26 protein-coding genes and 4 pseudogenes are annotated in these 26,045 nt (G+C 71.0%); 15 read left to right on the forward strand and 15 right to left on the reverse strand.

Going from position 1 to position 26,045, the window contains the following annotated elements; genetic code table 11:
- Window positions 1-609, forward strand: a pseudogene (locus tag PSEJ35_RS16645) (HD domain-containing phosphohydrolase).
- Window positions 610-619: 10 nt separating this feature from the next.
- Here the strand turns inward: PSEJ35_RS16645 and PSEJ35_RS17455 are convergent.
- The 5 genes from PSEJ35_RS17455 to PSEJ35_RS17620 all read right to left on the reverse strand — a co-directional run bounded on the left by PSEJ35_RS17455 (window position 620) and on the right by PSEJ35_RS17620 (window position 5,068).
- Window positions 620-1,477, reverse strand: a complete 858-nt coding sequence (locus PSEJ35_RS17455; RefSeq protein ID WP_232207615.1) for an SLC13 family permease — start codon at window positions 1,475-1,477, stop codon at window positions 620-622.
- A complete protein-coding gene (locus PSEJ35_RS17615; RefSeq protein WP_232207609.1) occupies window positions 1,477-2,451 on the reverse strand; it encodes an SLC13 family permease in 975 nt (324 codons plus the stop codon). Before PSEJ35_RS17615 ends, PSEJ35_RS17455 begins: the two co-directional genes overlap by 1 nt.
- A gap of 34 nt (window positions 2,452-2,485) precedes the next feature.
- Window positions 2,486-4,054 carry a phospholipase D family protein gene (locus PSEJ35_RS0108280; RefSeq protein WP_028917378.1) on the reverse strand — a complete coding sequence of 523 codons (1,569 nt, stop codon included), beginning with the start codon at window positions 4,052-4,054 and terminating at the stop codon, window positions 2,486-2,488.
- Window positions 4,055-4,133: 79 nt separating this feature from the next.
- On the reverse strand, window positions 4,134-4,814 hold the full coding sequence (locus PSEJ35_RS15795) for a LysR substrate-binding domain-containing protein (protein ID WP_232207610.1): 681 nt from the start codon (window positions 4,812-4,814) through the stop codon (window positions 4,134-4,136).
- On the reverse strand, window positions 4,724-5,068 hold the full coding sequence (locus PSEJ35_RS17620; RefSeq protein WP_343122514.1) for a LysR family transcriptional regulator: 345 nt from the start codon (window positions 5,066-5,068) through the stop codon (window positions 4,724-4,726). The genes PSEJ35_RS15795 and PSEJ35_RS17620 overlap by 91 nt, the downstream gene beginning before the upstream one ends.
- 95 nt (window positions 5,069-5,163) lie before the next feature.
- Here PSEJ35_RS17620 and PSEJ35_RS0108290 point away from each other — a divergent pair, with 95 nt between their 5' ends.
- The 4 genes from PSEJ35_RS0108290 to PSEJ35_RS17755 all read left to right on the forward strand — a co-directional run bounded on the left by PSEJ35_RS0108290 (window position 5,164) and on the right by PSEJ35_RS17755 (window position 7,844).
- Window positions 5,164-6,420, forward strand: a complete 1,257-nt coding sequence (locus PSEJ35_RS0108290) for an MFS transporter (RefSeq protein ID WP_232207611.1) — start codon at window positions 5,164-5,166, stop codon at window positions 6,418-6,420.
- Window positions 6,417-6,557 carry a hypothetical protein gene (locus PSEJ35_RS17215; protein ID WP_156924772.1) on the forward strand — a complete coding sequence of 47 codons (141 nt, stop codon included), beginning with the start codon at window positions 6,417-6,419 and terminating at the stop codon, window positions 6,555-6,557. The genes PSEJ35_RS0108290 and PSEJ35_RS17215 overlap by 4 nt, the downstream gene beginning before the upstream one ends.
- Before the next feature lie 36 nt (window positions 6,558-6,593).
- Window positions 6,594-7,106, forward strand: a complete 513-nt coding sequence (locus PSEJ35_RS15800; RefSeq protein ID WP_051412593.1) for a GNAT family N-acetyltransferase — start codon at window positions 6,594-6,596, stop codon at window positions 7,104-7,106.
- Between the two features lie 327 nt (window positions 7,107-7,433).
- Entirely contained in the window at window positions 7,434-7,844 is a 411-nt protein-coding gene (locus tag PSEJ35_RS17755) for an SDR family oxidoreductase (RefSeq protein WP_255326732.1), read from the forward strand.
- A 142-nt stretch (window positions 7,845-7,986) separates the two neighbouring features.
- Here PSEJ35_RS17755 and PSEJ35_RS0108310 read toward each other — a convergent pair whose 3' ends face one another.
- Window positions 7,987-10,077: a M13 family metallopeptidase gene (locus PSEJ35_RS0108310; RefSeq protein WP_028917380.1), complete on the reverse strand. Its 2,091-nt coding sequence runs from the start codon at window positions 10,075-10,077 to the stop codon at window positions 7,987-7,989.
- A gap of 360 nt (window positions 10,078-10,437) precedes the next feature.
- On the opposite strand from PSEJ35_RS0108310, the gene PSEJ35_RS0108315 reads away from it, so the two are divergent.
- From PSEJ35_RS0108315 to PSEJ35_RS0108330, 4 genes are all read left to right on the forward strand, one after another.
- Window positions 10,438-11,643 carry a S8 family serine peptidase gene (locus tag PSEJ35_RS0108315; protein WP_028917381.1) on the forward strand — a complete coding sequence of 402 codons (1,206 nt, stop codon included), beginning with the start codon at window positions 10,438-10,440 and terminating at the stop codon, window positions 11,641-11,643.
- 17 nt (window positions 11,644-11,660) lie between these two features.
- Window positions 11,661-12,083: a hypothetical protein gene (locus PSEJ35_RS0108320; RefSeq protein WP_028917382.1), complete on the forward strand. Its 423-nt coding sequence runs from the start codon at window positions 11,661-11,663 to the stop codon at window positions 12,081-12,083.
- A complete protein-coding gene (locus tag PSEJ35_RS0108325) occupies window positions 12,073-12,537 on the forward strand; it encodes a GNAT family N-acetyltransferase (RefSeq protein ID WP_028917383.1) in 465 nt (154 codons plus the stop codon). Before PSEJ35_RS0108320 ends, PSEJ35_RS0108325 begins: the two co-directional genes overlap by 11 nt.
- 77 nt (window positions 12,538-12,614) lie before the next feature.
- Complete coding sequence (locus tag PSEJ35_RS0108330; RefSeq protein WP_028917384.1) at window positions 12,615-12,995, forward strand: tautomerase family protein; 381 nt, start codon at window positions 12,615-12,617, stop codon at window positions 12,993-12,995.
- A 14-nt stretch (window positions 12,996-13,009) separates the two neighbouring features.
- Here the strand turns inward: PSEJ35_RS0108330 and PSEJ35_RS15810 are convergent, their stop codons facing one another.
- From PSEJ35_RS15810 to gpmA, 5 genes are all read right to left on the reverse strand, one after another.
- On the reverse strand, window positions 13,010-13,345 hold the full coding sequence (locus PSEJ35_RS15810) for a DUF3325 domain-containing protein (protein WP_037082811.1): 336 nt from the start codon (window positions 13,343-13,345) through the stop codon (window positions 13,010-13,012).
- Complete coding sequence (locus tag PSEJ35_RS0108340; protein WP_232207612.1) at window positions 13,338-15,032, reverse strand: PepSY-associated TM helix domain-containing protein; 1,695 nt, start codon at window positions 15,030-15,032, stop codon at window positions 13,338-13,340. Before PSEJ35_RS0108340 ends, PSEJ35_RS15810 begins: the two co-directional genes overlap by 8 nt.
- 5 nt (window positions 15,033-15,037) lie before the next feature.
- On the reverse strand, window positions 15,038-15,349 hold the full coding sequence (locus tag PSEJ35_RS0108345) for a hypothetical protein (RefSeq protein ID WP_028917386.1): 312 nt from the start codon (window positions 15,347-15,349) through the stop codon (window positions 15,038-15,040).
- A gap of 31 nt (window positions 15,350-15,380) precedes the next feature.
- The gene (locus PSEJ35_RS0108350; RefSeq protein ID WP_232207613.1) at window positions 15,381-17,555 is read right to left on the reverse strand and encodes a TonB-dependent siderophore receptor; all 2,175 of its coding nucleotides are present in this window, start codon (window positions 17,553-17,555) and stop codon (window positions 15,381-15,383) included.
- Window positions 17,556-17,956: 401 nt separating this feature from the next.
- Window positions 17,957-18,706, reverse strand: coding sequence for a 2,3-diphosphoglycerate-dependent phosphoglycerate mutase (gene gpmA, locus PSEJ35_RS0108360; protein ID WP_028917388.1), 750 nt, complete (start codon window positions 18,704-18,706; stop codon window positions 17,957-17,959).
- Window positions 18,707-18,944: 238 nt separating this feature from the next.
- Between gpmA and PSEJ35_RS0108365 the strand changes: the two genes are divergently transcribed.
- From PSEJ35_RS0108365 to phaZ, 3 genes are all read left to right on the forward strand, one after another.
- Window positions 18,945-19,808 (forward strand): pirin family protein, encoded by an 864-nt coding sequence (locus PSEJ35_RS0108365; RefSeq protein ID WP_028917389.1) that lies wholly within the window; start codon window positions 18,945-18,947, stop codon window positions 19,806-19,808.
- 87 nt (window positions 19,809-19,895) lie between these two features.
- The gene (gene aqpZ, locus PSEJ35_RS0108370) at window positions 19,896-20,618 is read left to right on the forward strand and encodes an aquaporin Z (protein ID WP_028917390.1); all 723 of its coding nucleotides are present in this window, start codon (window positions 19,896-19,898) and stop codon (window positions 20,616-20,618) included.
- A 156-nt stretch (window positions 20,619-20,774) separates the two neighbouring features.
- Window positions 20,775-22,019, forward strand: a complete 1,245-nt coding sequence (phaZ, locus tag PSEJ35_RS0108375) for a polyhydroxyalkanoate depolymerase (RefSeq protein ID WP_037082812.1) — start codon at window positions 20,775-20,777, stop codon at window positions 22,017-22,019.
- A 342-nt stretch (window positions 22,020-22,361) separates the two neighbouring features.
- Here phaZ and PSEJ35_RS0108380 read toward each other — a convergent pair whose 3' ends face one another.
- Window positions 22,362-23,291 (reverse strand): sensor domain-containing protein, encoded by a 930-nt coding sequence (locus tag PSEJ35_RS0108380; RefSeq protein WP_028917392.1) that lies wholly within the window; start codon window positions 23,289-23,291, stop codon window positions 22,362-22,364.
- On the reverse strand, window positions 23,288-23,653 hold the full coding sequence (locus PSEJ35_RS0108385) for a PadR family transcriptional regulator (protein ID WP_028917393.1): 366 nt from the start codon (window positions 23,651-23,653) through the stop codon (window positions 23,288-23,290). The genes PSEJ35_RS0108380 and PSEJ35_RS0108385 overlap by 4 nt, the downstream gene beginning before the upstream one ends.
- Before the next feature lie 174 nt (window positions 23,654-23,827).
- Here PSEJ35_RS0108385 and PSEJ35_RS0108390 point away from each other — a divergent pair, with 174 nt between their 5' ends.
- Window positions 23,828-24,757 carry a peptidylprolyl isomerase gene (locus tag PSEJ35_RS0108390; protein WP_028917394.1) on the forward strand — a complete coding sequence of 310 codons (930 nt, stop codon included), beginning with the start codon at window positions 23,828-23,830 and terminating at the stop codon, window positions 24,755-24,757.
- Between the two features lie 6 nt (window positions 24,758-24,763).
- Here the strand turns inward: PSEJ35_RS0108390 and PSEJ35_RS0108395 are convergent.
- Window positions 24,764-24,979, reverse strand: a pseudogene (locus PSEJ35_RS0108395) (EamA family transporter); the annotation flags it as partial.
- A 73-nt stretch (window positions 24,980-25,052) separates the two neighbouring features.
- Between PSEJ35_RS0108395 and PSEJ35_RS15815 the strand changes: the two are divergent.
- A pseudogene (locus PSEJ35_RS15815) lies at window positions 25,053-25,184 on the forward strand (transposase); the annotation flags it as partial.
- Between the two features lie 27 nt (window positions 25,185-25,211).
- Here PSEJ35_RS15815 and PSEJ35_RS0108405 read toward each other — a convergent pair.
- A pseudogene (locus PSEJ35_RS0108405) lies at window positions 25,212-25,754 on the reverse strand (IS3 family transposase); the annotation flags it as partial.
- A gap of 73 nt (window positions 25,755-25,827) precedes the next feature.
- On the opposite strand from PSEJ35_RS0108405, the gene PSEJ35_RS0108410 reads away from it, so the two are divergent.
- Window positions 25,828-26,045, forward strand: a 218-nt coding sequence (locus PSEJ35_RS0108410; protein ID WP_028917396.1) for a transposase, incomplete at its 3' end; no start/stop codon positions are given.

Below are 26,045 nucleotides of genomic sequence, written 5' to 3' on the forward strand. Positions count from 1 at the left end.
ATGTTCGATTCCGACCCCTCCCCCGAGTTCGATACGTTCGCCTGTTCGCTCGACGCCCTCGTTGCCAGCATCGACGCCCGCGACCCCTACACCTGCGGCCATTGCGACCGTACCGGCCGCATTTCCCGTGCCCTGGCCCTGCGCCTGGACATGCGCGGCGAAAGCCTCAGGCAGCTGGAACTGGCCGCGCACTTCCACGACATCGGCAAGATCGGCATTCCCGACCACATCCTGCACAACCCCGGCCGCCTCGAGCAGGACGACTGAGAGGTGATGAAGACCCATTCGGCGCTGGGCGAGCGCATCTTCCTGGCCAGCCACCGGCCGGATGCAGCGGCGGTGGCGAAGATCATCCGCCACCACCACGAAGCGATCGACGGCAGCGGCTACCCCGACCGCCTGGCCGGCGATGCGACCCCGCTGGCGGCGCGGATCCTGCGCGTGGCCGACACCTACGACGCGATCACCTCGCGCCGCCCCTACCACGCCGGCTGCGAGCACGAGGACGCCATGCGCCTCCTCCACGCCGAGCAGGACTGGAAGATCGACGGCGACGTGTTCCGCGAGTTCGAGCGGCTGATGCGCGACCGCGCCCTGCAGGCGACCTGAACCCGCGCGCTCAAGCGGCCGGGTGCAGCGGCCACAGCCACGGCACCAGCAACACCGTCACCAGCAGCGCGATCAACGCCAGCGGCGTGCCGATGCGCACGAAATCGCCGAAACGGTAGCCGCCCGGCCCGACCACCAGTGCGTTGACCGGCGAGGACACTGGCGTCATGAACGCCGCCGACGCGGCCAGCGCCACGGTCATCGCGAACGGATACGGCGACATGCCCAGGTGCTGGGCCACCGCCAGCGCCACCGGCGCCATCAGCACGGCAATGGCGGTGTTGGAGATGAACATCCCGAACACCGCGGTGACCACGAAGATCGCCGCCAGTACCACGCGCGGGCCGGCATCGCCGACCAGGTCCAGCAGCAGGTCGGCGGCCAGGTCCACGCCGCCGGTGCGCTGCAGCGCCAGCGAGAACGGCAGCATCCCCACAATCAGCACCAGGCTGGGCCAGTGGATGGCGCGGTAGGCGCTGCGCAGGTCGATGCAGCCGGCCAGGCCCATCAGCAGGCAGCCCAGCAGCGCCGCGTGCACGTTCGGCACCACGCCCGAGACCATCAGCATGATCGTCAGCGCCAGGCAGGCCAGCGCCGCCGGCGCGCGTCCGGCCGCCGGCGCCACCTCGTCCGCCTCCGACGGCATGCCCAGCAGGATCAACCCGTCGGCGCCGGATCCCAGCGCGCGGATCGCCGGCCACGGCCCGGCCACCAGCAGGGTGTCGCCGATCTCCAGCGGCTCGTCGGCCAGGTCGCGCACTTCGGCGGTGCGGCCCTTGCGCAGGCCGACCACGGCCAGGTCGTGGCGGTCGCGCAGCCGCGCGCGGTTGGCGCTGGTGCCCGCCAGCGGCGAGTTCGCGCCGACCATCAGCTCGGCCAGGCCGATGTCGTTGGCGTACCCGCAGAAATAGGTGCCTTCCAGCGGCAGCACCTGCAGTCCCAGCGCGGCCAGGCGCTGCCCGGCGTCGATCCGAGGATCGCCCAGGTCCAGCAGCAGCACGTCGCCGGCATGCAGGCGCCGCGTGGGCGAACGCAGCCGGCGCTGGCCGAAGCGCCCGGCCTGCTCGACCGCCAGCAGGTTCCAGCCGGCCAGCCCGGCTTCCTCCAGTCCGGTGCCGGCACGCCCGACCAGCGGCGACTCCGCGCCCACCCGCGCCCGGAACGCGCGTCCTTCCAGGCGGTACTGGCCGATCCAGTCCTGCAGCCGCGGCGCGCGGTGCGATGCCGGTGCGGCGCCGGTGCACAGCCAGCGCCGCGCCAGCAGCATCCAGCGATCGCCAGCAGCAGCACCGGCAGGCCGAACGGCAGGAAGTCGAAGAAGGCGAAGCCGGCGTGGCCCTCGCGCAGCAGTTCGCCGTGCACCACCAGGTTGGGTGCGGTGGCGACCAGGGCCAGCATGCCGCTGCACAGCGCCGCCACGCTCAACGGCATCATCAGCCGGCCCGGGGCGATCCGGCTGGCGCGGGCGATGCGCAGCACGATGGGGATGAAGATCGCGACCACGCCGGTGGAACTCATCACCGAGCCCAGTGCCCCCACCGCCAGCATCAGCGCCACCACCAGGCCGGTTTCGCTGCCGCGCGCCACGCGCAGGATCAGCAGGCTCAGCCGCTGCGCCACGCCGGTGCGGACCAGCCCTTCGCCGACCACGAACAGCAGCGCGATCAGCACCACGCTCGGATCGGCGAAGCCGGCTATGGCCTCGCCGATGCCGATGACGCCGGTGAACGGCAGCAGCGCCATCACCAGCAACGCGACCACGTCGGCGCGCGGCCGCCCGCGCGAGAACAGGAGGATGGCCAGGCCCAGCAGCCCCAGCACCAGGGCGAGTTCGACGCTCATCGGCGGCTCCCGGTCGCGGCCATGGCACCACGCGCTACAGCTGCGACTCCACCGGCAGCCAGCCGATCGCCCGCGCCGCGGCGCGCTGCCACAGGCTCGCCTCCGGCTCGCGGTCCCAGGTTTGCGGCGGCTCGGCCGCGTCGTCGTGCCAGCGCAACCCGCCGTCGGCCAGCTCCAGGCGGTAACTGGTCTGTGCCGAGGTCTTGGCCGCGTACAGCGCCTCCAGCTGCTTCGCCGCGTCGCGGTCCTCGAACAGCAGGCCCATCTCGGTGTTGAGGTTCATCGAGCGCGGGTCGAGGTTGAACGAGCCGATGAAACCACGCCGGCCGTCGATCACGAAGGCCTTGGTGTGCAGGCTGGCGCCACTGGACCCGAACAGGCTGGCGTTGGTACTGCCATGCGCCTTGAGTTCGTACAGGGCGATGCCGCGCTCCAGCAGCTGGATGCGGTAGCCGGCGTAGCCGCCATGCACGGCCAGCACGTCGTTGGCCGCCAGCGAGTTGGTGAGGATGCCCACGTCCACCCCGCGCCGGCGCATCCCCGCGAACCATTCCACGCCCTCGTTGCCCGGCACGAAGTACGGCGAGATCACCTTCAGGTCGCGCTCCACCGAGTTGATCTCCTGCACCAGCAGCGGGGTCATCCAGTCCGGCTGCGGCGTTGCGCCTTCGGCCTTCTCCGGCGGATCGGCCACCAGCGAGGCGGTGCGCGTCCAGTGCATCGGGCGCTTGCCCTGCAGCAGCTCGCGCACGCCGGGGGAGCCGCGCAGCCGCTTCGCGTACGGCCCGGCGCGGTCCGACGTGAGGCCGGCGCCGAGGTTGCGGCGGGCCCGGTCCAGCGCCCCGGGCTCCGCTTCAGCCAGCGCTGCCAGCGGGATCGCCGAGACGCTGTTCCAGTACGTGTCGAAGATCTCCTCGGCCTGGCGCGCCGCCGGCCCGACCACGGCCACATCGGTGTCCATGAAGTTGATGTCGGCGGCCGCGTCGAAGTACTCGTCGCCGATGTTGCGCCCGCCGACCACCGCCACCCGCCCGTCGGCCAGCCAGATCTTGTTGTGCATGCGCCGGTTGAGGCTGAGGAAGCGCAGCAGCAACTCCACCCCGCGCGCGATCGTGCCCTCGCGCGCCCGGGTCGGGTTGAACAGGCGCACCTCGATGTTCGGATGGCTGTCCAGCGCCGCCAGCACCGAATGGCTGCCGTGCACGTTGAGGTCGTCCAGCAGCAGCCGCACGCGCACGCCGCGGTCGGCCGCGCGCAGCACCTCGTTGTGGATGATGTTGCCGGTGAAGTCGGCGTGCCAGATGTAGTACTGCAGGTCGAGGCTGCGCCCGGCGGCGCGCGCGGTCATCGCCCGGACCGCGAAGGCGTCGAGGTTGTCGCCGAGGATCAGCATCCCGGTCTGCCCGGGCCGCGCCGCGGTCAGCGGTTCGACCGCCCGGTCCAGGGCGGTGGCCGCCGGCTCCACCGGCAGCGCCATGCTCACCGGCCCGCGCGCGCGTTCGGCGAAACGGCCGTAGGCATAGAGCGACAGCACCGAGGCCAGCACGAACACGGCCAGGCCGATGGCCAGCCACTTGAGCACCTTCTTCGCCTTTGCCTTCATCGCGCCTGCCCGCCGGGGAATGGGCGGATTCTAGGTGCAGGCCGCGAGAAGGCCGCGTGGCGTCGCCGGTAGCCCATGCTCACTCGGCCATCAGCCGGTGCAGCGGCGCGGCGCTTTCCTGCCGCGCCTCGTCGGCGATCCAGGTGGCCACCGCTTCCACTTCCGGGCGCAGCTCGGCCTCGGCCTGCAGCAGCCAGTAGCCGTGGCCGGACGCTTCCGGTGCGGGCAGGTCATCCAGCACCACCAGCCTGCCCTCCTCCAGCAGCGGCCGGATCGGTTCGCGCCGCCCCAGGGCGATGCCCTGCCCGGCCAACGCGGCCTGGATCACCAGGTCGTACTGGTTGAAATGCAGGATGGCGCGCGGACGCGCCTCGCCCCAGCCGACCGAGGCCAGCCATGGCAGCCACTGGATCCACGGATAACCCGGCTTCTCGAACTCCAGCAGGGTCAGCCCGGCCAGCGACGCGGGACCGTCGAGCGCGCCGGGCTCCAGCTCGGGGCTGGCCACCGGGACCACGGTCTCGTGGAACAGCAGGCGCGCACCGGGCGGCGCCCGTCCGGCGCTGGTGTAGCGGATCGCCAGGTCGACCCCGTCGTTGCGCAGGTCGACCACGCGGTTGTGCGCCGAGACGCGCACGTCCACGCCCGGATGCCGGGCCTGGAACCGGCTCAGCCGCGGCAGCAGCCACAGGCCGGTGAAGCCGATCGTGGCGCTGACGGTGACCGGGCGGGTGCGGATGCGATCGCGCAGCGCGCCCATGGCGTCCTGCAGCTGCTGCAGGGCGGCGTCGGCGCTGCGGAACAGGCGCTCGCCCTCGGCGGTGAACGCGAGCGGTGGCCGCGGCGGAACAGGCGCACACCGACCTGCGCTTCCAGCGCCTGCACCTGGCGGCTGACCGCCGACTGGGTGAGGCACAGCTCGCGCGCGGCCTCGGTGATGCTCATGTGCCGCCCGACCGCGACGAAACCGCGCAGCAGGTCCAGCGACGGCAACCGGTGCAGGTCCACTGGCATTCCTCCCACGAAAGCGAACAGTCCGAAATGTCGTTTGCGGCGGGCGCGGTGACCGCGCTCAACTACGGCCACGGCAGCTTACACGGATCGCGACGATGGCCAACGGCATCCCCGGGGATTCCACTGTTGCATGCCACCCGGCCCAGGACCGGGGCCGCGCGTGGCGGGTGGTGCTGGCCGCCGGCGCGGTGATGGGCCTGGCCCTGGGCATGCGCCACGTGCAGGGGCTGTTCCTGCTGCCGGTGACCGGCACGCGGGGCTGGTCGCGGGAACTGTTCGGCTTCGCCCTGGCGGTGCAGAACCTGGTCTGGGGCCTCGCCCAGCCGCTGGCCGGAATGGTGGCCGACCGCCATGGCGCCGGCCGCGTGGTCGCCACCGGCGTGGTCCTGGACGTCCTCGGGCTGTATGGCATGACCCAGGCCACCAGCGCCGGCGGCTTCGTGCTGGCCGCGGGCGTCGCCATCGGCCTGGCCCTGGCCGGCACCGCGTTCGGCGTGGTCTACGCGGCGGTCAGCCGCAAGGTGCCGGCGCCACGCCGGGCGTGGGCGATCGGCATGGCCGGCGCGCTGGGTGGGCTCGGCCAGTTCCTGATGGTGCCGGCGGCGCAGGGCCTGATCGTGGCCATGGGCTGGCAGGCGGCGCTGCTGGTGGTGGCGGGCGTGTTCGCCTTCATGCTGCCGCTGGCCCGCGTGCTCCGCGAAGGGCACGCCGCGGAGGACGATGCGGCGCCGCCGCAGGGGCTTGGCGATGCGCTGCGCGAAGCCTGCCGGCACCGCGGCTTCTGGCTGCTCAACCTCGGATTCCTCGCCTGCGGCTTCCAGCTGGCCTTCATCGTCAACCACCTGCCGGCCTACCTGGCCGATCGTGGCCTGGCACCCGGGGCGGCGGTGGCCGCGCTGGCCACGATCGCGCTGGCGAACGTCGCCGGCATCTACGCCTGCGGCGTGCTTGGGGGGCGGTACCGGCCCAAGTACCTGCTGGCCGGGATGTACCTGGTGCGCAGCCTCGCCATCGCCGTGTTCGTGCTGCTGCCGCCGGGTGCGCTGACGCTGTATCCGTTCGCGGTGATCATGGGGCTGCTGTGGCTGGGCACGGTGCCGCTGACCAATGGCGTGCTGTCGGGCGTATTCGGGCTGCGCTACCTCGGCACGCTGTTCGGCCTGGTGTTCATCGGCCACCAGCTGGGGGCCTTCCTCGGCGTGTGGCTGGGCGGCTACGTGTTCGAGGCGACCGGCTCGTACCGCATCGTGTGGATGGTGGCCATCGCCCTGGGCCTGCTCGCCGCCGCCCTGCACTGGCAGATCGACGACCGGCCGGTGGTGCGCGTCGCGCCCCGCCTGGCCGGCGCATGAAACCGTTCCGCGCCACCGCCGCCGTCCTCGCCATGGCCGCCGCCTTCGCTGCCTGCGCCGCGCTGTTCGCGGCCTGGCTGCACCCGCGCGTGGTTGCCGCCTGGCTGGGCGCGTGGACCACCGCCCTGTGCGGATGAACCGACCGAACCCGATCCCGACACCCTGGAATCCACATGCGCATCCACTACGACAACGAATCGCACGCCGCCGACTTCATCCGCCTCAACGAGGCCTGGATCAGCGAGTACTTCGAGCTCGAGGAAGGCGACCATGCGCTGGCACGCGACCCGATGCGCATCGTGCGCGAGGGCGGCTCGATCCTCACCCTGACCAGCCGCGGCGCGGTGATCGGCGCCTGCACGGTGCTGCGCGAGGACGCGGACACCATGCTGCTGGCGCGCATGGCGGTGGCCGCCAGCGAACGCGGCAAGGGCTGGGGGCGGATCCTGCTTGCAATGGCATTGCAGCGCGCACGCGACCTGGGCGCGAGGCGGGTGCGCCTGCTTTCGAACACGCGCCTCGCCGCCGCCATCCACCTCTACGAGGCGGCAGGTTTCCGCGCCGTGCAGCGCGGCCCGCACCCGGACTACGCCCGCTGCGACATCGTGATGGAACGCGAGCTGCCGCCGCCCGATCCGCACGACGGCGCCCTGCCAGCGGGTCCGGCGCAGGAGGTCGAAGCATGAGCAGGAAGGACCCACGCACGGTGGCCATCGTCACCGGCGGCAGCCGCGGCATCGGCCGCAGCATCGTCCAGCGATTGCACGCGGACGGCTACGCCGTGCTGTTCACGCACTCGTCTTCCGACGGGGACGCCGCCGAGCTGGTCGCATCGCTGGATCCGGAAGGCCGTACCTGCCGGGCGCTGCGCCAGGAGGTGACCGCCATGGATGCCGCTCCGCTGCTCTTCGATGCGGCCGAATCGATGGGACAGGTAACCGCGCTGGTCAACAACGCCGGCGTGACCGGGCCGCCAGGCGCTGCAGGACGCCGACCTCGACCGGATCGTCGCGGTGAACCTGCTTGCCCCGGTGCGGCTGTGCCGCGAGGCGGCGCGCCGCTGGTGCGGCCGCGAAACCCGTTCCAGCATCGTCAACATCAGCTCGATCGCGGCGCGCACCGGTTCGCCCGGCGAGTACGTGGCCTATGCCGCCTCCAAGGCCGCGCTCGAGACGCTCACCATCGGACTGGCGCGCGAACTGGCGGCCGACCGCATCCACGTCAACGCGGTGGCGCCTGGCACCATCGACACCACCATCCACGCGCGCGCCGGCGAACCCGGTCGTGCCGCACGCGTCGCGGCGCGGATCCCGCTCCAGCGTCCCGGCCAGCCGGAAGAGATCGCCGACGCGGTGGGCTGGCTGCTCTCGGACCGCGCCACCTACGTCACCGGCACCGTGGTCGCGGTCACCGGTGGCCTGTAGCACGAGCGCCCCACCATCGTAGAGCCGGGCTTGCCCGGCTCCCATGCCTGATTCCCCTCGGCGGATGAGAAGCCGCGCCGCGGAGGCGCTGGCGCGTGGCGACGCGCCAGGCGTCGTCAGCGCCCCCGCCGTTCCCGCGGGCTTACCAGATCACCACCCGCTCCTCGCGCACCATCGGATCGCCGGCCTTGCAGCCGAACGCCTGCGCGAACGCCGGCATGTTCGAGGGCGCACCGTTGGCGCGGAAGTTCGCCGGGGCGTGCGGATCGGTCTCCAGGCGCACGCGCAGCTCGTTCTCGGTGAAGTTGCGACGCCACACCGTGGCCCAGTTGGCAAAGAAGCGCTGGTCCTGGGTCATGCCATCGACCACCACGTCCGCGTCCGGGTTGCGCGACAGCGCCATCCGCATCGCATCGTAGGCGACGGTCAGGCCGCCGAGGTCGCCGATGTTCTCGCCCAGGGTCAGCCGGCCCTTCACGTGCTTGCCCGGCAGCGCCTCGTAGCCGTCGAACTGCGCCACCAGCCGGTCGGCGCGCTCTTCGAACAGCTTGCGGTCCTCCGGCGTCCACCACAGGTCGAAGTTGCCCCTGGCGTCGAACTGGCTGCCGGAGTCGTCGTAGCCGTGCATCATCTCGTGGCCGATGACCGCGCCGATGCCGCCGTAGTTGAGTGCCGGATCGGCCTTCGGGTCGAAGAACGGCGGCTGCAGGATCGCCGCCGGGAACACGATCTCGTTCCTGGTCGAGTTGTAGTAGGCGTTGACCGTCTGCGGGGTCATGCCCCACTCGGTGCGGTCCACCGGCTTGCCGATCCTGTCGAGCATGTAGCGGTGGTTGAACGCGCGCGCCGCGCGGACGTTGGCCAGGTAGCCTTCGCTGGTCGTCTCCAGGCCGTCCCAGGAACGCCACTTGTCCGGGTAACCGATCTTCGGGGTGAAGCTGGCCCACTTCTCCAGCGCGCGCTTCTTCGTCTCCTCGCCCATCCAGTCCAGGTTCTCCAGGCGCACCTTCAGCGCGGCCGAGAGGTTCTGCACCAGCTGCTGCATCTGCGCCTTGGACTCCGGCGGGAACGCGGCCTGCACGTACAGCTGGCCCAGCGCCTCGCCCATCGAGGCGTTGACCACGCCCAGCACGCGCTTCCAGCGGGGCAGCATTTCCTTCTGCCCGCGCAGCGCCTGGCTGTGGAAGGCGAAGTTCGCTTCCTCGAACGGCGCGGCCAGGTACGGCGCGGCGGCGTCGAGGGTGTGGAAGCGCAGGTAGGCCTGCCAGGCCTCGACCGGGGTGTCGACCAGCATGCGGTCGAACTCGGCGAAGAACTCCGGCTGGGCCAGCGAGAACTTCTCCTTCGCCGGCACCTGCAGGGTGTCGAAGAACGCGTTCCAGTCGAAGTTCGGGGTGATCCGGTTGGCTTCGCCGGCGCTGACAGGGTTGTAGCGCTTCGCCGGATCGCGCAGCTCGATGCGCGACAGCGAGGCCCTGGCCAGGCGGGTCTCGAAGTCCAGCACCGCCCTGGCCTGCTTCGTCGCTTCGTCGGCATCCACGCCCGACAGCGCCAGCAGCTTGCCGATGTACTCGAGGTAGGCCGCGCGGATCGGGGCCTTGTCCTCGTCGAAGTAGTAGCCCTTTTCCGGCAGGCCCAGGCCGCCCTGGCCGGCGTAGCCGATCACGGTGCCGGAATCCTTGTAGTCGGCATTGGCACCGAAGGAGAACACCGGGCCCAGGCCGATGGCGTGGCGCTCGCGCAGCAGGCCGACGATCCCGGCGCTGTCCTTCAGGCTGGCGATCTCGTCCAGCGCCGGCTGCAGCGGCGCCAGGCCGGCCGCGTCGATCGCCGCCTGGTCCATGCCGGTGCGCCACAGGTCGCCGAGCTTGGCCTCGATCGAACCGGCCGCCGGCTGCGCCGCGGCGACCTGCTCGACGATGGCGTGCTGGATCGCCAGCGAACGCTCGCCCAGTACCTCGAAACTGCCCCAGCTGGTGCGGTCGCCCGGCACCGGGTTCGCCGCCAGCCACTTGCTGTTGACGTGGCCATTGAGGTCGGTGCACGCCGGGATCGAGGGCTCCAGGTCGGCCACGTTGAAGGAGGTCACCGGCGCATCGACCTTCGACAGGTCGAAGGCGGCCGCATTGCCGGCGGAGGCCGCGTCCGCGGGAGCGGACTGGCTGCAGCCGGCCAGCGCGGCGGCGACCGCCGCCGACAGGACCAGGGGAACGAGGGTGGAACGCAGGGACATCAGGGACTCCGGAACGCGGGACGCGGCCCGCAGGTGTGGGGAAAGCCCCGCAGCCTAGGCGACGCTGCCGGTGCGGAGATAGGCCAGAAGTCATGGTCGCGAAGGTGTGCGAGCCTCCGCCGACGCGTTCCGGGACACGGCTCCCCTCTGGCCTGACTGCGTCGTCCGCCGCGTTGACCGGCATCGCGGGCTCTCCGATCCAGCGCCGTTTTACGGCACACTCGCCGGCGGCGCCCCGGGGAAGGCATACGGCGCCGGCCTGCCGGTAGCTCACCATCGGCAGGACGGCTTCGCCGTGGCAGCACCGTCATGCCGGCCCCGACCCGAACCGGGTGCCCGGCGATCACCGAGGGGAAAGGCATGGCCAGGACCGAAGCACTCGTGAAGCTGGTCGCCGCGGCGCTGCTGGGCCTCGCTGCCCTCCCCGCGCCCGCGCAGGATGCGGAACCGGTATCGGAGTTCTGGGCCGCGCGCGAGGCCACGATCGAAGGGCTCGAATCCGCGCCGAAGGTGAGGATCGGGATCTGGGACAGCGGCGTGGAACCCGCGCTGTTTCCCGGCCAGGTGGCGCTGGGCGCCGACGGCGCTCCCATCGTCCGCGGCTACGACGCCTTCAAGCAGCACCAGGACACCGCGCTGGCGGTGCTGCCGGCCGCCCTCTCCGAGCGCGCGGCGGAGCTCAACGACATCCTGCGCGCCCTGGACGACCGCGACAGCGGCGTCGACAGCCCGCAGGCGCGGGCGGTCGCCGAGCGGCTCAGGCAGCAGACGCCGGCCGAGGCCGCCGGGTTCGACGACGCGCTGGGCCGCTGGAGCGGCTACGTGCACGGCACCGGCATCGCCGACATCGCCCTGGCCGGCAACCCGCACGCGGAGATCGTGATCGCGCGGATGGAATGGTGGCATGGCTCGTCACCGGAGCCGTGCTGGAGCCGCGAGCTGGCCGAGCGCGAGGCAGCCTCCATCGCCGACCTGCTCGGCTTCCTCGTCGACAACGGCGTGCGCGTGGTGAACATGTCCTGGGGCCGCGCCGAGCGCGCCTACCTGTCCAACCTCGAGGCCTGCGCGCCGGACATGCCCGAAGAGGAACGCCTTGCGCTGGCCCGGTACACGGTGGAAGCGATCCGCGTCGCGCTCATCGAGGGCATGACGGCGGCGCCGGGCGTGCTTTTCGTCGGCGCTGCCGGCAATGCCGGCAGCGACATGAAGACCGCCAACCCGGCGACGCTGTTCGCGCTGCCCAACTTCCTCCTGGTCGGTGCGGTCGACCGCCACGGCAAGGCCACCGGGTGGACCAACAGCGGACCGGAGGTGACGCTGTACGCCAACGGCGACCGCGTGCCGGCACGCCTGCCCGATGGTGGGCCGTCGTACCCGTCGGGCACCTCGATGGCCGTGCCCCTGGTGGTCAACGCGGCGGCAAAGGTGCTGGCGGTGCGGCCGCAACTGGACGGCGCTGGACTGCGGACCCTGCTCGAACGGACCGCGACCCGCAACGGCACCGGCCAGCCGCTGCTGCACCCGCAGCGCGCTGTGGAGACGGCCAGGCAGATGCCGGGAAACTGAGCGCCCGACCGGCACGCATGCATACCCTGCGCTGGCTCCTCCTGCTCCCTGCCATCATCTGCGCCTGGTCCCTGGTGCTGGTCCTGGGCGTGGGCGCCTGTGCCTTCGTGAACGCGCAGCTGTGTCCTCCGCAGGAGCTGGTCTCGGGCCTGTGCGGCAACGCCACGATCCGCACGGTGCTGGCGTGGCTGCAGCACGTGGCAGCGGCGGCATCCGCGCTGGCGGTGCTGGCCACGGCGGTCGCGATCGCACCGGCCCGCAAGCAGGCGACGCTGTGGACAACCCTCGTGGCCGGGCTGGGTATCGCCACTGCGCTGGCGTTCGTCACGGAGCAGTGGTTGCTGTCCGCGGCAGCCGCGCTGGGTGGCATCGCCGGCGCGGCACTGATCGCCGGTAGACTTCGCCGCAGAGCAGACGCGAACACGCCACATGGGCCTTGAGATCCGCCACGACGACCTTTCCTCGCCCGAGGTGCAGGCGCCGGTCGCCGAGCACCTCGCCGGCATGCACGGCAACTCGCCACCCGGCCACGTGCATGCGCTGGCGATCGACAGCCTGCGTGCGCCAGGCCTGACCTTCTGGACGGCCTGGGACGAGGGCGCCCTGTGCGGCTGCGGCGCGCTGAAGGAACTGGACGCGCGCAGCGGCGAGATCAAGTCGATGCGCACGCGCACGGCCTTCCTGCGCCGCGGCGTCGGCCAGGCGCTGCTGGACCGGATCGTGGCCACGGCCCGCGAACGCGGCTATGCTCGCCTGCTGCTGGAGACCGGCACCGGGCCGGCCTTCGATGCGGCGCATGCACTGTACCTGCGCAACGGCTTCGCCTGGTGCGGGCCGTTCGGCGACTACCAGGCCACCGACTTCAACGTGTTCATGGCCCGCGAACTGGATTGAGCGTTGCACCGGCGCGGCCACGGCGGACATGCCGGCCGGCGTATCCTGCGGCCCTGGCCGCGCACAGGAGAGCCCCGATGCCCCTCGTCACCGTCACCGTCCGCAAGCCGAAGACCGCGGAGTTCAAGGCCGGCGTGCTCGATGCCGTGCACGCGGCGCTGGTCGAATCCGGCGTACCGGCCACCGACCGCTTCCAGCGCGTGCTCGAGCTGGACGCCGACGACTTCCGCTACGACCCCGGCTATCCCGACGCGGCCACGCCACGCGGGGATGACTTCGTGCTGATCGAGATCCTGTGGTCGGTCGGCCGCAGCGTGAAGGTGAAGAAGGCGCTGCTGGCCGGGTTGATGCAGCGGCTGTCCGCGCTCGGACTGGATCCGGAGCACGTGATGGTGTGCTTCAAGGAAACCAGCTGGGAAAACTGGTCGTTCGCCGGCGGGCGGCTGATCCACGCCTGAGGGCGGGCTCGCCCTCAGGCCGCGCGGCGCACCCACGGCGCCAGCGCGCGCAGCCAGCGCGCGCGCCAGGCCAACAGCATCGCCACCGCGAGCGCGCCCACCGCCAGCGCCATCACCCACACCAGCACCGCCATCGTCGGATGGTCGGCCAGCAGGCACAGCCACAGTCCGGCGGCCAACGCGAGCGCGCCCGTCACGCGCAGGCCTGTCGCCACGGCAGGCGGAAGTGCCCTGCCCCAGACCTGGCGCGCGTGCGCGTCCATCGCCAGCGCCAGCCAGCCCATCCCGGCCAGGCAGGCCAGCATCGCGCCCAGCAGCAGCCAGCCATGTGCGATCTGCGGCTCAGGCATGGGCAGCCTCGCCGCGGTGGGCGCCGATGCGCGTCGCGGCTTCGGCGCGGCGGCCGAGGCGATGCCCCGCCGCCGCGGCGATCGCCGCCACTGCCAGCAGGGCCAGGTCCAGACCGGCCACCGGCCAGTACCCGGCGGCGAGCGTGCGCAGCAGGTGGTCGCCGGTGGTGATCCAGTTCAGCACCGGCGCTGCCACCGCCAGCACCGCGATCGCCCAGCACTGCTCGCGCCAGGCCGGGTTGGGCAGGCCGCGCGCGACCGGCGCGCTGCGCCAGCCGGCATGCACCAGGGCCAGCGCCCAGGTGCCCCAGAACGCGTAGCGCTCCCAGTCGCCGCGGCCCGGCAGCGACTCGGGCAGCAGCCGGTTGGCGACGAGGATGCCCAGCGCCGCCAGGACCATGCCGGTGACCGTGGTCACCGCCAGCGCGTCGACGATGCGCACGCCCTGGCTGCCCACGCGCGCGTGCTGGCGCTTGCGCTTCTCGACGAAGAACACGAAGCCGGTGGCGATGCAGACCGCACCCATCAGGCCGCCGAAGACGTACAGCCAGCGCAGCAGCCAGTGGCGGAAATGCTGCAGGTGCAGGCCGGTCAGGAACTCGGCCACCCGCGCCACCGGCGTGGCCGGCGGGTCCTCGCGCAGCAGCGCGCCAGTGTCGGCCTTGAAATGGATGCCCTGCCCGACCAGGGCGATCCGGTCGGTGCCGGCACGGTACACGCTGACGTAGCCGTTGGCGTCACCGACGTGCTGCAGCACCAGGAAGCCGACGTCGCCCGCCATGCCGCGCGCCTCCCAGCGCCGTTGCGCTTCGCCGACCATCGCGTCCACGTTCGCCAGCCCAGCCGGCACGCCGGAGCGTCCGTGCGGCAGCCCCAGCGCGGCGGCCTCGTGCTTCTCGTGCAGCTCATGCAGCTCGTGCAGCTGGGTATGGCCCAGCGGGAAGTAGTACGTGGCCGCGAAGATCACCAGCCCGGTGAAGGCGAAGAAGAAGTGAAACGGCAGCGCTACCACGCCGGTGAGGTTGTGCAGGTCCAGCGCGCTGCGCAGGCGCGCCTTGCCGGGGCGGAAAGTGAACAGCTCGCGGAACAGCCGGCGGTGCATGACCACGCCGCTGGCCAGCGCGGCCAGCATCACCAGCGCGGAGAAGCCGACGATCCAGATGCCCAGGTTCTTCCAGTCCAGGGTCAGGCCGTAGTGCAGCGGGAAGAAGAAGCCGCTGCCGATCTTCAGGCGGTCGTCCGGCAGCGGCGTGCCGTCGCGCGGATCGATGGTGCCCACCGCGAACAGCTGCTCGTCCGGGTTCTTCGCCCCTGGCACCTCCCAGCCGGCGTAGATCGCCAGCACCGGGTCGCGGTGGGTGGTGTAGGCGCTCCAGTAGGCGATCCGGTCGAAGCGCTCCGGCATCGGTCCGTCCACCCGCGGGCGCATCGCCTCGACCATCTCCGGCGGCGGCTGCAGGCGCTCGAACGCCGGCCGCAGCACCTGCTCGAACGAGGGCATCGGCTGCGGTTCGAAGCGCGTGGCCGGGATCGCCCAGCGGTCGATCTCGCGGTCGAACACCGACAGCGCGCCGAAGAAGAACGCCGCCATCAGCACGAAGCCCAGCACCAGGCCGAACCAGGTGTGCAGCCAGGCCATGGCCTGGCGGAAGCTGGGGAACATCGCGTCGGCTCCGGTACGTCCCATGGCGGTCACGCGATGCTGGCCTGGAGCAGCGAGCCGGCCGCCGCCAGCAGCGCACCGCCACCGAGCAGCGTGCCCCACAGCAGCAGCGCACCGCGACGGCTGGCGATCGTGCCCATGAACACGGCCAGGAACAGCAGCAGGCCCAGCGCGCTGGCGAGGAACTCGGCGTCGTGGAAATCCATGCCCAGCTTCACCGCCAGCGCGGTGCCCGCGGCGATGAAGCCCCAGGTGAGGGCGTAGCCACCGAGCACGGCGGCGCCTACCCGCGCGGCGATGCGCAGGCGGGGATGGCTGGTGGGAACGGGCGTGGCGGACATGGCTGCGTGGTTCCGTGGGGAGCGTGATCGATCAGAAGCGCCAGTCGAGGGTGACGCTGTAGTTGGCCGGAGCGCCGTAATAGCCGCTGTAGCGCAGGGTGTTGATGTACTTCTCGTTGAATGCGTTGTTGACGTTCAGGCGCAGGCTGGCGTTGTCGAGGAAGTCCCAGGCCATGAACGCGTTGACCACCGCGTAGCTGCCCTGGCGCACGCGCAGGCCACTGCTTTCGACGTTGGAAACCCCGCCCTGCCAGCGCCCGCCGATGCCGTAGGACAGCGGCGCGTAACCGGGCGCACGCGCGCTCAGCACCAGGTTGGCCGAGCGCCGCGGCACCCACGGATAGGTGTCGTCGCCGTTTAGGCCATCCAGCTCCAGCGCGGTATAGCCCAGCACCAGGTCGACGTTGTCGGTGAGCCGCCCGACCGCTTCCAGCTCGATGCCGCGGGACTCCACGTCCACCGGCGCGTAGATGCTCTGGCCGTACTGGTTGTACTGGCCGGTCGGCGTGGCCAGGCCCTGCTGGTCGGCCTTGAACACGGCCACGGTGGTCAGCAGGCGCCGGTCCAGCCATTCGGCCTTGATCCCGGCCTCGTAGTTCACGCCCTTGCTGGGATCGAGGTAGCGGTCGTTGGCGTCGACCTGGTCCTGTGGCTGGTAGATGTCCGAATAGCTGACATAGCCCAGCACGCGGTCGCTGAAGTCGAAGGTCACGCCGGCATAGGGGCTGGTATGGCTGGTGGTCTGGTCGAACTCCAGGGCGTAGGACCAGCCGGCACGACGGTAGCGCGCGTGGTTGGCGCCGAGGATGAGGTTGAGGCGGTCGCCCAGCGAGATGCGGGTGGCACCGAACACGCGCGCCAGGCGCTGGTTGAGCAGCGAGTACTGCGACGGTTCGCTCCAGGCCGGCTCCGGGATCGCGTCGGTCGGGTACGGGAACGGCGGCAGCGGCCCCCAGGCCGGCGAGGAGAAATCGGCGGTGCGCTCGTTGTTGATGGCTTCGCTGCGCGAGAGGCTCACGCCGACCATCGCCTGCTGCTGGCGCCCGAACAGCTCGAAGCTGCCATCCAGGCTGACCTGGCCCAGGTGCGCGGTCGATTCGTCGTCGCCGCCCCACGGATAGCCGACCAGGCCCAGGCCGGTGCCAGGTTCCAGCCCGGTGCCCTGCCCGTCGTAGGCGTAGAACATGCGCTCGTCGCCCGAGCCGCGGCGGTAGTTGTAGGTGGCCTTAAGCTGCCAGTCCGCGCCCAGCCGGTGGGTGTACTCGATGAAGGCGGTCTGCTCGGTGGTGTTCCACCAGGTCCAGTCCTGGGTGGTGGTGGCGTCGCGCGGCCACTCGTTCTGGCTGCCGGCGCTGTCCATGAACACCAGCGCGCCCCACATGATCCCGTCGGACTTGGCCCGCTGGTACGAATAACCGAACGCCAGCGTGCCGTTGTCGCCGACCTGGCCGTCGACCACGCCGTAGGCGAAGTTGCGGCTGTTCTCGTTGGCGCGCAGCCAGGAATCGCCCGATTCGTGCGCGGCGACGATGCGCCCGGCCCAGGTGCCGTCGGCGGTGAACGGCGTCGAATAGTCCGCTTCGGCGCGCACGGTGCTCCACGAACCGTGGCTGAGGCCGAACACGCCCTGCTTCTCGTTGGTCGGCCGCTTGCGCACGTAGTTGATGGTGCCGGCGGCGTTGCCCACGCCGGTCAGCAGGCCGTTGGCGCCGCGGATCACCTCGACCTTCTCGTAGCCGAAGGCGTCCATCGCGCCAGTCGCGATCCCCCAGCTGTTGGGCATGCCGACGCCATCGATCTGGGTGTTGAGGATGTCGAAGCCGCGCGCGCTGTAGCTGGTGCGGTTGGTTTCCCACTCGTCCACGCGCACGCCGGTGGCCAGGCGCAGCGCGTCATTGACGCTGTTGGCACCGAACTGGCGCATCAGTTCGCCGGACACCACGCTGATCGACTGCGGGGTGTCCTTGATGTCCAGGTCGAGGTTGGTCGCGCCGGTGCTGGTGCGGCTGGCGCGCTGGGCGACCACCAGCACCGCGTCCAGCACCGCGTCCAGTTCGGTCGCATCCGGCGCCGCGGCCTCCTCGGCCAGCACGGCGGGCGCGGGAACGGCCAGGACCAGGCCGGCCAGGGCGGCGCGCACGGCCAGGGTGCTGCGGCGCAGGGCCAGGTGGCGCATCGGGGACTGTGGGGAACGGCAGGAACTCACGGAAACTCCAGGAAGGCGGGAAAGGTGGCCGGCCGCCGGTTCCTGCCCACGCACCACGCGAGGCCCGCGACCGGCGCGCGGGCGCGGTCACGCAGGGGCTGGGACGTGGCGATGACGGTGGACATGGTGGCTGGCAGCGGGAGGGCACATCCGGGCCATCAGCGTCGCGGGCGATGCGGATGCCGGATCCTGTGCAGTACGGCTGCCTGGGCGGGTCGGGGGCGGGAGAGGAGACCCCCTTCCGGGCCTGGCACGGGTCCGTGCGCGGCCTTCCTGGGTGGAACTGCCCGCGCATTAGATAAGAATTATTCGCATCTTTCAAGCAGTCCCGGGCGCGCCGGCGTCCTGCAAACAGAAAGGGCGCCCGCAGGCGCCCCTTCCGGTCCAGCTGGCAGGCCGCCTCAGCGGGCCTTGCCCTGGTTGGCCACCGCCTCGGCAGCGCGCCTGGCCGCCTCCTGGTCGCCCAGGTAGCGGTGCGAGACCACCGCCAGCTCGTCGTCCAGTTCGAACAGCAGCGGGATGCCGGTGGGGATGTTGAGCTCGAGGATGTCTTCCTTCGAGACGTTGTTGAGGTACTTGTACAGCGCGCGCAGCGAGTTGCCGTGGGCGGCGACCAGCACCGTCCTGCCCGCCTTCAGCGAAGGGGCGATGGCGTCGTGCCAGTACGGCAGCACCCGGTCCAGGGTGGTGGCCAGCGACTCGGTGGCCGGCAGCACGTTGCGGTCCAGGCCGGCGTAGCGCGGGTCGTTGGCCGGGTGGCCCGGATCGTCCAGCGCCATCGCCGGCGGCGGGATGTCGTAGGAACGGCGCCAGATCTTGACCTGCTCCTCGCCGTGCTTTGCCGCGGTCTCGGCCTTGTCCAGGCCCTGCAGGGCGCCGTAGTGGCGCTCGTTGAGGCGCCAGCTCTTGTGCACCGGGATCCAGTCCTGGCCCAGCTCGCCCAGGGCGATGTTGAGGGTGCGGATCGCGCGCTTGAGGGTGGAGGTGTAGGCCACGTCGAACTGCAGGCCCTCCTCGCGCATCACCTGGCCGCCGGCGGCGGCTTCGGCCCGGCCCTGCTCGGTGAGGTCGACGTCGACCCAGCCGGTGAAGCGGTTCTCGAGGTTCCACTGGCTCTGGCCGTGGCGCAGCAGGACGAGCTTGCGGGTCACTTGGGGAATCTCCGGTGCGAGAACGAGGGAAAGGAAGCGCGATTGTAGCGGCTCGGCCCGCCCCGACGCCCCCGCCGGAACGGTTGCGTGCGCGACCGTCCCGTGCCGGCCGCATCGAAAGCGCACGCCCGTGCAGGATCCAGGGCGCCATTCCATGCAAGGCTGCGTGCCAGCGGCGGAACTGCCGGCGCGCGCGTTCCATGCCATCCTGCGCCGCACCGCCACCAGGGAGACTGCCATGACCACGATCATCGAGCCGCGCGTGCACGACCTCGGCGACGGTTTCATGGTGCGGCGCTCGGTCCCCACCCTGCAGGCGCGCAGCGTCGGCCCCTTCGTGTTCGTCGACCACTTCGGCCCGGTGGTGTTCGAGGCCGGCCGCGGCCTGGACGTGCGCCCGCATCCGCACATCGGCCTGGCCACGGTCACCTTCCTCTGGGCCGGCGCGATCACCCACCGCGACACCCTCGGCTCCGAACAGGTGATCCGCCCCGGCGACGTCAACTGGATGACCGCCGGCCGCGGCATCGCCCATTCCGAACGCACCCCGCCGGCCGAGCGCGCCGCCGGCAGCGAGGCGCTCGGGATGCAGACCTGGGTCGCCCTGCCCAGGGCCCACGAGGAAACCGACCCCGCGTTCTACCACTTCCCCGCCTCCGCCCTGCCCCAGCAGCAGCGCGATGGCGCGTGGCTGCGCGTGATCGCCGGCCGCGCCTATGGCGAAGAATCGCCGGTGAAGGTGTTCGCCGACACGCTCAACGTCACCATCGACCTGCAGCCGGACGCCGAGGTGGTGCTGGATGACAGCCACGTCGAACGCGCGCTCTACATCCTCGAAGGCGAGGCGCAGCTGGACGGCGTCGACATCCCCGCGCGCCACCTCATCGTGCCCGACCGCGGCACCCGGCCGCGGCTGCGCGCCCGCACCCCGCTGAAGGCCATGCTGCTGGGCGGCGAGCCGCTCGACGGCCACCGCCACCTGTGGTGGAACTTCGTGTCCAGCTCCAGGGAACGCATCGAGCAGGCCAAGCAGGACTGGGTCGAGGGCCGCTTCGGCAGGATCGACGGCGACGACGAGTTCATCCCGCTGCCGCAGCGCTGACCGGCCCGTTTAACCGGAACGCAACGTCGCCGTCCCCGCGCGGCGTACGCTCGCCCCCGCCCATCCCGGGCATTGAAGGGGACGACCATGGCTCTTTCGAAACGCTGTGTGGCCGAGTTCCCCGGCACGTTGTGGCTGGTCCTGGGCGGTTGCGGCAGCGCGGTGCTGGCGGCGAAGTTCGGCGGCGATGGCAACCCGCTGGGCATCGGTTTCGTCGGCGTGGCGCTGGCCTTCGGCCTCACCGTGCTGACCGGCGCCTACGCCTTCGGCCACATCTCCGGTGGCCACTTCAACCCGGCGGCCAGCCTGGGCCTGTGGGCCGGCGGCCGCTTCCCCGCGCGCGACCTGCTGCCCTACTTCCTCGCCCAGGTGCTGGGCGCGATCGTCGCCGGCTTCATCCTGCTGCAGATCGCCCGCGGCGGCGGCGGCTTCGCCATCGATCCGGACGCGGCCGGCGCCTTCGCCAGCAACGGCTACGGCGTGCGCTCGCCCGGCGGCTACACCATCGGCGCGGCGTTCCTGTGCGAACTGGTGCTCACCGCGTTCTTCCTGCTGATCATCATGGGCGCCACCCATGGCCGCGCTGCCGCCGGCTTCGCCCCGATCGCGATCGGCCTGGCCCTGACCCTGATCCACCTGATCAGCATCCCGGTCACCAACACCTCGGTGAATCCGGCACGTTCCACCGGCGTGGCGCTGTTCGCCGGACCGGGCGCGATCGGGCAGCTGTGGCTGTTCTGGCTGGCGCCGCTGGCCGGCGGCGCGCTGGGCGGCATCCTGTACGCCTGGCTGCGTCCTGCGGACGAATGAATACGCACGCCTGAGCCGGCATGCATGGGGCCGGGCAAGTCCCGGCCCCTATTCACTTTTGTCCCCTGCCGGGACACTGCGCCGTTGCTGCTTCGCTCACCCGATTCCGGGTAGGATTGTGCGATGCAACACCCCAACCGGAAGCGTGGCCAATCCATGCTGTACCAGCTCCACGAACTCAACCGCGCGATGATGGCGCCCTGGGTGCACCTGGCCGAGGCCAATTCGCGCATCTTCTCCGACCGGTCCAGCTGGGTCGCGGCCCTGCCCGGCGCCGAGCGCATTGCCGCCGGCAACGAACTGGTGCACCGGCTCGGCAAGGACTACGAGAAGCCGCCCTGGAACATCCACGAGGTGGAGATCGAGGGCCGCAAGGTCCCGGTCCTGGAACAGGAAGTGGTGCGCAAGCCGTTCTGCCGGCTGGTGCGCTTCAAGCGCTACAGCGACGACGCGGCGACCATCGCCGCGCTCAAGGACGACCCGGTCGTGCTGGTGGTGGCGCCGCTGTCCGGCCACCACGCCACCCTGCTGCGCGACACCGTGCGCACCCTGCTGCGCGACCACAAGGTCTACGTGACCGACTGGATCGACGCGCGCATGGTCCCGGTCGAGGAAGGCGCGTTCGGCCTGGACGACTACATCGCGTACGTCGAGGACTTCATCCGCCATATCGGCGCGGCCGACCTCAACGTGATCAGCGTGTGCCAGCCGACCGTGCCGGTGATGGCGGCGGTGTCGCTGATGGCCGCGCGCGGCGAACCGGTGCCGCGTTCGCTGGTGATGATGGGCGGCCCGATCGATGCGCGCCGCAGCCCCACCGCGGTCAACAACCTGGCCACGCGCAATCCGCTGTCGTGGTTCGAGAACAACGTCATCCACACCGTGCCGCAGCCCTACCCGGGCCAGGGCCGCGACGTGTACCCGGGCTTCCTGCAGCACGCCGGCTTCATCTCGATGAACCCCAGCCGCCACTTCATGTCGCACTGGGATTTCTACTCGGACCTGGTCAAGGGCGACCTGCAGGATGCCGAGGCGCACCGCAAGTTCTACGACGAGTACAACGCGGTGCTGGACATGCCGGCCGAGTACTACCTGGACACCATCCGCACCGTGTTCCAGGAGTTCCTGCTGCCGCGCGGCGAGTGGGTGGTCAGCGGCGAGCGGGTGAACCCGGCGGCGATCAAGGGCACCGCGCTGATGACCATCGAGGGCGAGCTGGACGACATTTCCGGCCTCGGCCAGACCCAGGCCGCGCACGACCTGTGCACCGGCATCCCGAAGACGAAGCAGCGCCACCTCACCGTCGAGGGCGCCGGTCACTACGGCATCTTCAGCGGCCGCCGCTGGCGCGAGACCGTATACCCGCAGGTACGCGAGTTCATCGCGAAGTACGCCGGCTGAGGGCGCTCCCCCCCGGCATGGCCGCCTCCGTATGGCCGCCTCCGTAGAGGGGGGCTTGCCCCGCTGCCCCGTGTCCGTCGCTTCGCCAGGGGCGGGAGCCGGGCAAGCCCGGCTCTACGGGGACGCGCCGCAGCGCTGGAGGCACAGACACGAACAGCCCCGCGTCGCGCGGGGCTTTCCGTTTCCGGTGCTTTGCAGCGCCTCCCGTAGAGCGGGGCTTGCCCCGCTGCCTCCCTCCGTCGCTCCGCCGGGCGTGGGAGCGGGGCAAGCCCCGCTCTACGGGAACCGCCGTGCCGCCGGGCGGAGGGCTGCCGCGCCGGATGAGCCGGCGCGACGGGCGATTCACACCACCGGGTCGCGGACCAGCAGGTGCTTGGCCAGCCAGCCGTGGAAACGGCCGACCAGGCGCGCCAGGTGCAGGATCGCGAACAGCAGCAGGAACCCGGCTACGAAGGCGACCAGCGCGATCGACCAGTGGTCGGTCAGCGACACGCTCAGGCCGTCCAGGTGGATGCCGCTGCCGGCATAGCCCAGGATGGCCGCGAACGGGCTGATCAGCAGCGACGCCGCCACCGTCAGCAGGACCACCGTCGTGGCGAAGTAGGCCACGCCCAGCGGCATCATCAGCACCATGTAGGCCATCGCGCTCCAGGTGCGCCAGTCGGTGAACAGCTCGCCCAGGCGCTTCAGCCACGGCTTGTCGCGCTGCGTGTACAGCGGCCGGCGCGGCATGCGCACGCCCAGCAGGGTCTCGACGATGCGCCCCTCCACCAGCGACAGCAGCCGCACCGACATCAGGAACAGCACCAGCAGCGGCACGCCGATGATCATCACCAGCAGGCCCGCCGACAGGCTGGCGCCGGCCGTCACCCAGGTGAAGTAGAAGATGCCGGTGGCCATCGACAGCAGCATGTAGAACAGCGCGCCGTAGGTGTGCGGATCGGCGGCCACGCCGAAGAAGCGGCCGGCCAGCGAACGCCGCTGCGGCGGCCGCGGCTGGCGCAGCGCGCGGTTTACCGTCACCTCGGTCTCGCGGTAGATCTCCGCGACCTCCTCCGGCGCGCCGTAGCTGCCGGCGACCGAGGCGATCACCTCGGCCTCGCTGCGGCCGGCCTGTTCGGCCAGTTCGGAGCGCAGGTATTCCTCGGCGTCGTAGAGGGCGTCCTGGACCATGGCCGGGTCGGCGCCCTTCAGCGCCGCCCGCAGCTGTTCCAGGTATTCGGGGATGGTGGTCGGCAGCGGCCGCGCGTTCATGGGAGCGGTGGCGTTCATGCGGGGATGCCCTCCAGGGCGGAATCGACGGAGTCGCGGGTGGCGCGCCAGGCGGCGGCCCAGGACTGCAGGACCTGGCGGCCTGCCTCGGTGATGCGGTAGTAGCGTCGCGGCGGACCGGACACGGAGGGTTCGACGAAGCTGTCGAGCAGGCCGCCCCCCTCCAGGTTGCGCAGCACCGGGTACAGCGCGCTCTGCTTGCCGGCCAGCACGCCGTCGCCGGTGCGTTCGAGCTGCTTGGCGATCAGGTAGCCGTAGAGCGGCTCGCCGGCGCGGGCCAGTACTGCCAGCAGGACCAGCGAGACAGTGCCCGCGCTGAGCTCCTTCTGGAACTTCTTCAGATGGGCGTCCGAATCGACCATGGCGTTCTCCCGTGCGGACCCGCCGCTAGGTTGGAGGCCATGCTATTGCGAACTTTGATATAGCGGATGTGCCACTAGTCACCCAACTGCTGGCAGACACCTCTCCCGTGGCCGCGGCGTTGTCGCCCGCCCCGGCCGCCGGCCAGAATCGGGTCATCCCTTCCGAGAACCGCCATGCGCCCGCCACCCGTCGCGTCCACCGTGCTGCCTGCCGCCCTGCTCGCCCTCCTGTCCGTCGCCGGCCCGCTGGCCGCGGCCGACCCGCCGCCGTACCGCAGCGCGCAGCAGATCCTGGACGCGTCCCCGGCCGCCGACTGGCGGCCGATCGAGCCGGAAAACACCCTCTACCTGGAACTGGACGCCGGCCGCGTGGTGATCGAGCTGGCCCCGGGCTTCGCGCCGGAACACGTCGCCAACATCCGCACCCTGGTGCGCGAAGGGTTCTGGGACGGCACCGGCATCTACCGCGTGCAGGACAACTTCGTCGCCCAGTTCGGCGATGCCGACGCCGACGATCCGGCCAGGGCGAAGGACCTCGGCCAGGCCCGGCGCAAGCTGCCGGCCGAGTTCGAACGCGATGCGCGCGGGCTGGCCTTCGACCGGTTGCCGGACGTGGACGGCTGGGCGCCGGAAGTGGGCTTTGCCGACGGCTTCGCCGCCGGCCGCGATCCCGAGGCCGGCAAGGCGTGGATGGCACACTGCTACGGCGTGGTCGGCGCCGGCCGCAACCTGGAGGCCGACAGCAGCCTCGGCGCCGAGCTGTACGTGGTGATCGGCCAGTCGCCGCGCCAGCTGGACCGCAACATCACCCAGGTCGGCCGCGTGATCCAGGGCATCGAGCTGCTCAGCGCCCTGCCGCGCGGTCCCGAACCGATGGGCTTCTACCCGGACCCGGCGCAGCGCACCCCGATCCGCGCGATCCGCCTGGCCAGCGAAGTGCCCGAGGCCGAGCGCACCCGCCTGCAACTGCTGCGCACCGACACGCAGAGTTTCCGCGACGTGGTCGAGGCCCGCCGCAACCGCCGCGACGATTTCTACAAGCGCCCGGCCGGCCACATCGACCTGTGCAACGTGCCGCTGCCGGTGCGCGTGGCGAAGGACTGACCCGGCTCAGTTCGCGCGCTGGCTGATCGCCACGCTGCCCAGGATCAGCCCGCCCGCCAGCAGCATCTTCACCGTCACCGGCTCGTCCAGCAGCAGCCAGGCGAACAGCGCGCCGAACAGCGGGATCAGGTAAGTCACCGTGGAGGTGCGGGCCGCGCCGATACGGTGGATCAGCCGGTAGAAGTAGATGAAGGCCAGCCCGGTGCACAGCACGCCCAGGGCCACCGTAAGCTCCCCCTGATCCCGGACACCCCGGAAGTAGAACTTTCTGGCATCTTTTCAGCCAGGAGGTTCCATGAAGAAGTCGAAGTTCAGCGAGGCTCAGATCGTCTCGATCCTCAAGCAGGGTGATGCCGGGATTCCGGTGAAGGATCTCTGCCGGCAGGCGGGGATCAGCACGGCGACGTACTACCAGTGGAAGTCGAAGTGACCTGAGTATGGAACTTGTAGCCAATCAGGCAGTGAGTCCGGGGTGGATGGTATCGGGTTCGGACCAGTTCCGGCGAACGGTTGCCGGCGGTTTGTAGCCATGGGCGCTGTGCGGCCGCTGTTCGTTGTAGAACTGCCGCCAGCGTTCGATCAGCACCTTGGCCTCGGCGCGGCTGCGGAACCATTCCCGGTTCAGCAGCTCGTCCCGCAGTTTGCCGTTGAAGCTTTCGACGAAGCCGTTCTGCCACGGGCTGCCCGGCGCGATGAACGCCGGGCCGATCGCCGCGTCGCGCAGCCAGCGCATCACCTTGGCTGCGGTGAACTCGGCGCCGTTGTCGGAGCGGACAAAGGCCGGCTTGCCGTAGAGCCGCATCAACCGCGACAGGGTCAGGATCACGTCCTGCGCCCGCAGGCTGGCCCCGACCTCGATGGCCAGGCACTCCCGGGTGTATTCGTCGATCACGCACAGCATCTTCAAGGCGCGCCCGTCGACCATCTGGTCGTGGACGAAGTCGTAGCTCCAGACGGCATTCGGGCGAACCGCGCCCGGAAGGCGGATATCGTTGCCGGATCCGACGTCCCCCCGGTTTTGAGTAGCGCTGCGATCTGGAGTCCAATCCCCAACAACAAGGAGATTGGACGTGAAGAAGCGTTTTACCGAAGAACAGATCATCGGCTTCCTGCGTGAGGCCGAGGCCGGCGTGCCGGTCAAGGACCTGTGCCGCCGGCACGGCTTCAGCGAAGCCTCGTACTACCTGTGGCGCAGCAAGTTCGGCGGCATGAGCGTGCCCGACGCCAAGCGGCTCAAGGAGCTGGAGGCGGAGAACACCCGGCTGAAGAAGCTACTGGCCGAGCAGAT

This window comes from Pseudoxanthomonas sp. J35, from assembly GCF_000513995.1.
Taxonomy (GTDB): Bacteria; Pseudomonadota; Gammaproteobacteria; order Xanthomonadales; family Xanthomonadaceae; genus Pseudoxanthomonas.

What these genes read in the sequence shown, in the direction of transcription:
- PSEJ35_RS17455 (WP_232207615.1), bottom strand. Translation starts at nt 1,477, where the DNA reads ATGGTCGGCGCGAACTCGCCGCTGGCGGGCACCAGCGCCAACCGCGCG.
- PSEJ35_RS17615 (WP_232207609.1), bottom strand. Translation starts at nt 2,451, where the DNA reads ATGAGCGTCGAACTCGCCCTGGTGCTGGGGCTGCTGGGCCTGGCCATC.
- PSEJ35_RS0108280 (WP_028917378.1), bottom strand. Translation starts at nt 4,054, where the DNA reads ATGAAGGCAAAGGCGAAGAAGGTGCTCAAGTGGCTGGCCATCGGCCTG.
- PSEJ35_RS15795 (WP_232207610.1), bottom strand. Translation starts at nt 4,814, where the DNA reads ATGGGCGCGCTGCGCGATCGCATCCGCACCCGCCCGGTCACCGTCAGC.
- PSEJ35_RS17620 (WP_343122514.1), bottom strand. Translation starts at nt 5,068, where the DNA reads ATGCCAGTGGACCTGCACCGGTTGCCGTCGCTGGACCTGCTGCGCGGT.
- PSEJ35_RS0108290 (WP_232207611.1), top strand. Translation starts at nt 5,164, where the DNA reads ATGGCCAACGGCATCCCCGGGGATTCCACTGTTGCATGCCACCCGGCC.
- PSEJ35_RS17215 (WP_156924772.1), top strand. Translation starts at nt 6,417, where the DNA reads ATGAAACCGTTCCGCGCCACCGCCGCCGTCCTCGCCATGGCCGCCGCC.
- PSEJ35_RS15800 (WP_051412593.1), top strand. Translation starts at nt 6,594, where the DNA reads ATGCGCATCCACTACGACAACGAATCGCACGCCGCCGACTTCATCCGC.
- PSEJ35_RS0108310 (WP_028917380.1), bottom strand. Translation starts at nt 10,077, where the DNA reads ATGTCCCTGCGTTCCACCCTCGTTCCCCTGGTCCTGTCGGCGGCGGTC.
- PSEJ35_RS0108315 (WP_028917381.1), top strand. Translation starts at nt 10,438, where the DNA reads ATGGCCAGGACCGAAGCACTCGTGAAGCTGGTCGCCGCGGCGCTGCTG.
- PSEJ35_RS0108320 (WP_028917382.1), top strand. Translation starts at nt 11,661, where the DNA reads ATGCATACCCTGCGCTGGCTCCTCCTGCTCCCTGCCATCATCTGCGCC.
- PSEJ35_RS0108325 (WP_028917383.1), top strand. Translation starts at nt 12,073, where the DNA reads ATGGGCCTTGAGATCCGCCACGACGACCTTTCCTCGCCCGAGGTGCAG.
- PSEJ35_RS0108330 (WP_028917384.1), top strand. Translation starts at nt 12,615, where the DNA reads ATGCCCCTCGTCACCGTCACCGTCCGCAAGCCGAAGACCGCGGAGTTC.
- PSEJ35_RS15810 (WP_037082811.1), bottom strand. Translation starts at nt 13,345, where the DNA reads ATGCCTGAGCCGCAGATCGCACATGGCTGGCTGCTGCTGGGCGCGATG.
- PSEJ35_RS0108340 (WP_232207612.1), bottom strand. Translation starts at nt 15,032, where the DNA reads ATGGGACGTACCGGAGCCGACGCGATGTTCCCCAGCTTCCGCCAGGCC.
- PSEJ35_RS0108345 (WP_028917386.1), bottom strand. Translation starts at nt 15,349, where the DNA reads ATGTCCGCCACGCCCGTTCCCACCAGCCATCCCCGCCTGCGCATCGCC.
- PSEJ35_RS0108365 (WP_028917389.1), top strand. Translation starts at nt 18,945, where the DNA reads ATGACCACGATCATCGAGCCGCGCGTGCACGACCTCGGCGACGGTTTC.
- aqpZ (WP_028917390.1), top strand. Translation starts at nt 19,896, where the DNA reads ATGGCTCTTTCGAAACGCTGTGTGGCCGAGTTCCCCGGCACGTTGTGG.
- phaZ (WP_037082812.1), top strand. Translation starts at nt 20,775, where the DNA reads ATGCTGTACCAGCTCCACGAACTCAACCGCGCGATGATGGCGCCCTGG.
- PSEJ35_RS0108380 (WP_028917392.1), bottom strand. Translation starts at nt 23,291, where the DNA reads ATGAACGCCACCGCTCCCATGAACGCGCGGCCGCTGCCGACCACCATC.
- PSEJ35_RS0108385 (WP_028917393.1), bottom strand. Translation starts at nt 23,653, where the DNA reads ATGGTCGATTCGGACGCCCATCTGAAGAAGTTCCAGAAGGAGCTCAGC.
- PSEJ35_RS0108390 (WP_028917394.1), top strand. Translation starts at nt 23,828, where the DNA reads ATGCGCCCGCCACCCGTCGCGTCCACCGTGCTGCCTGCCGCCCTGCTC.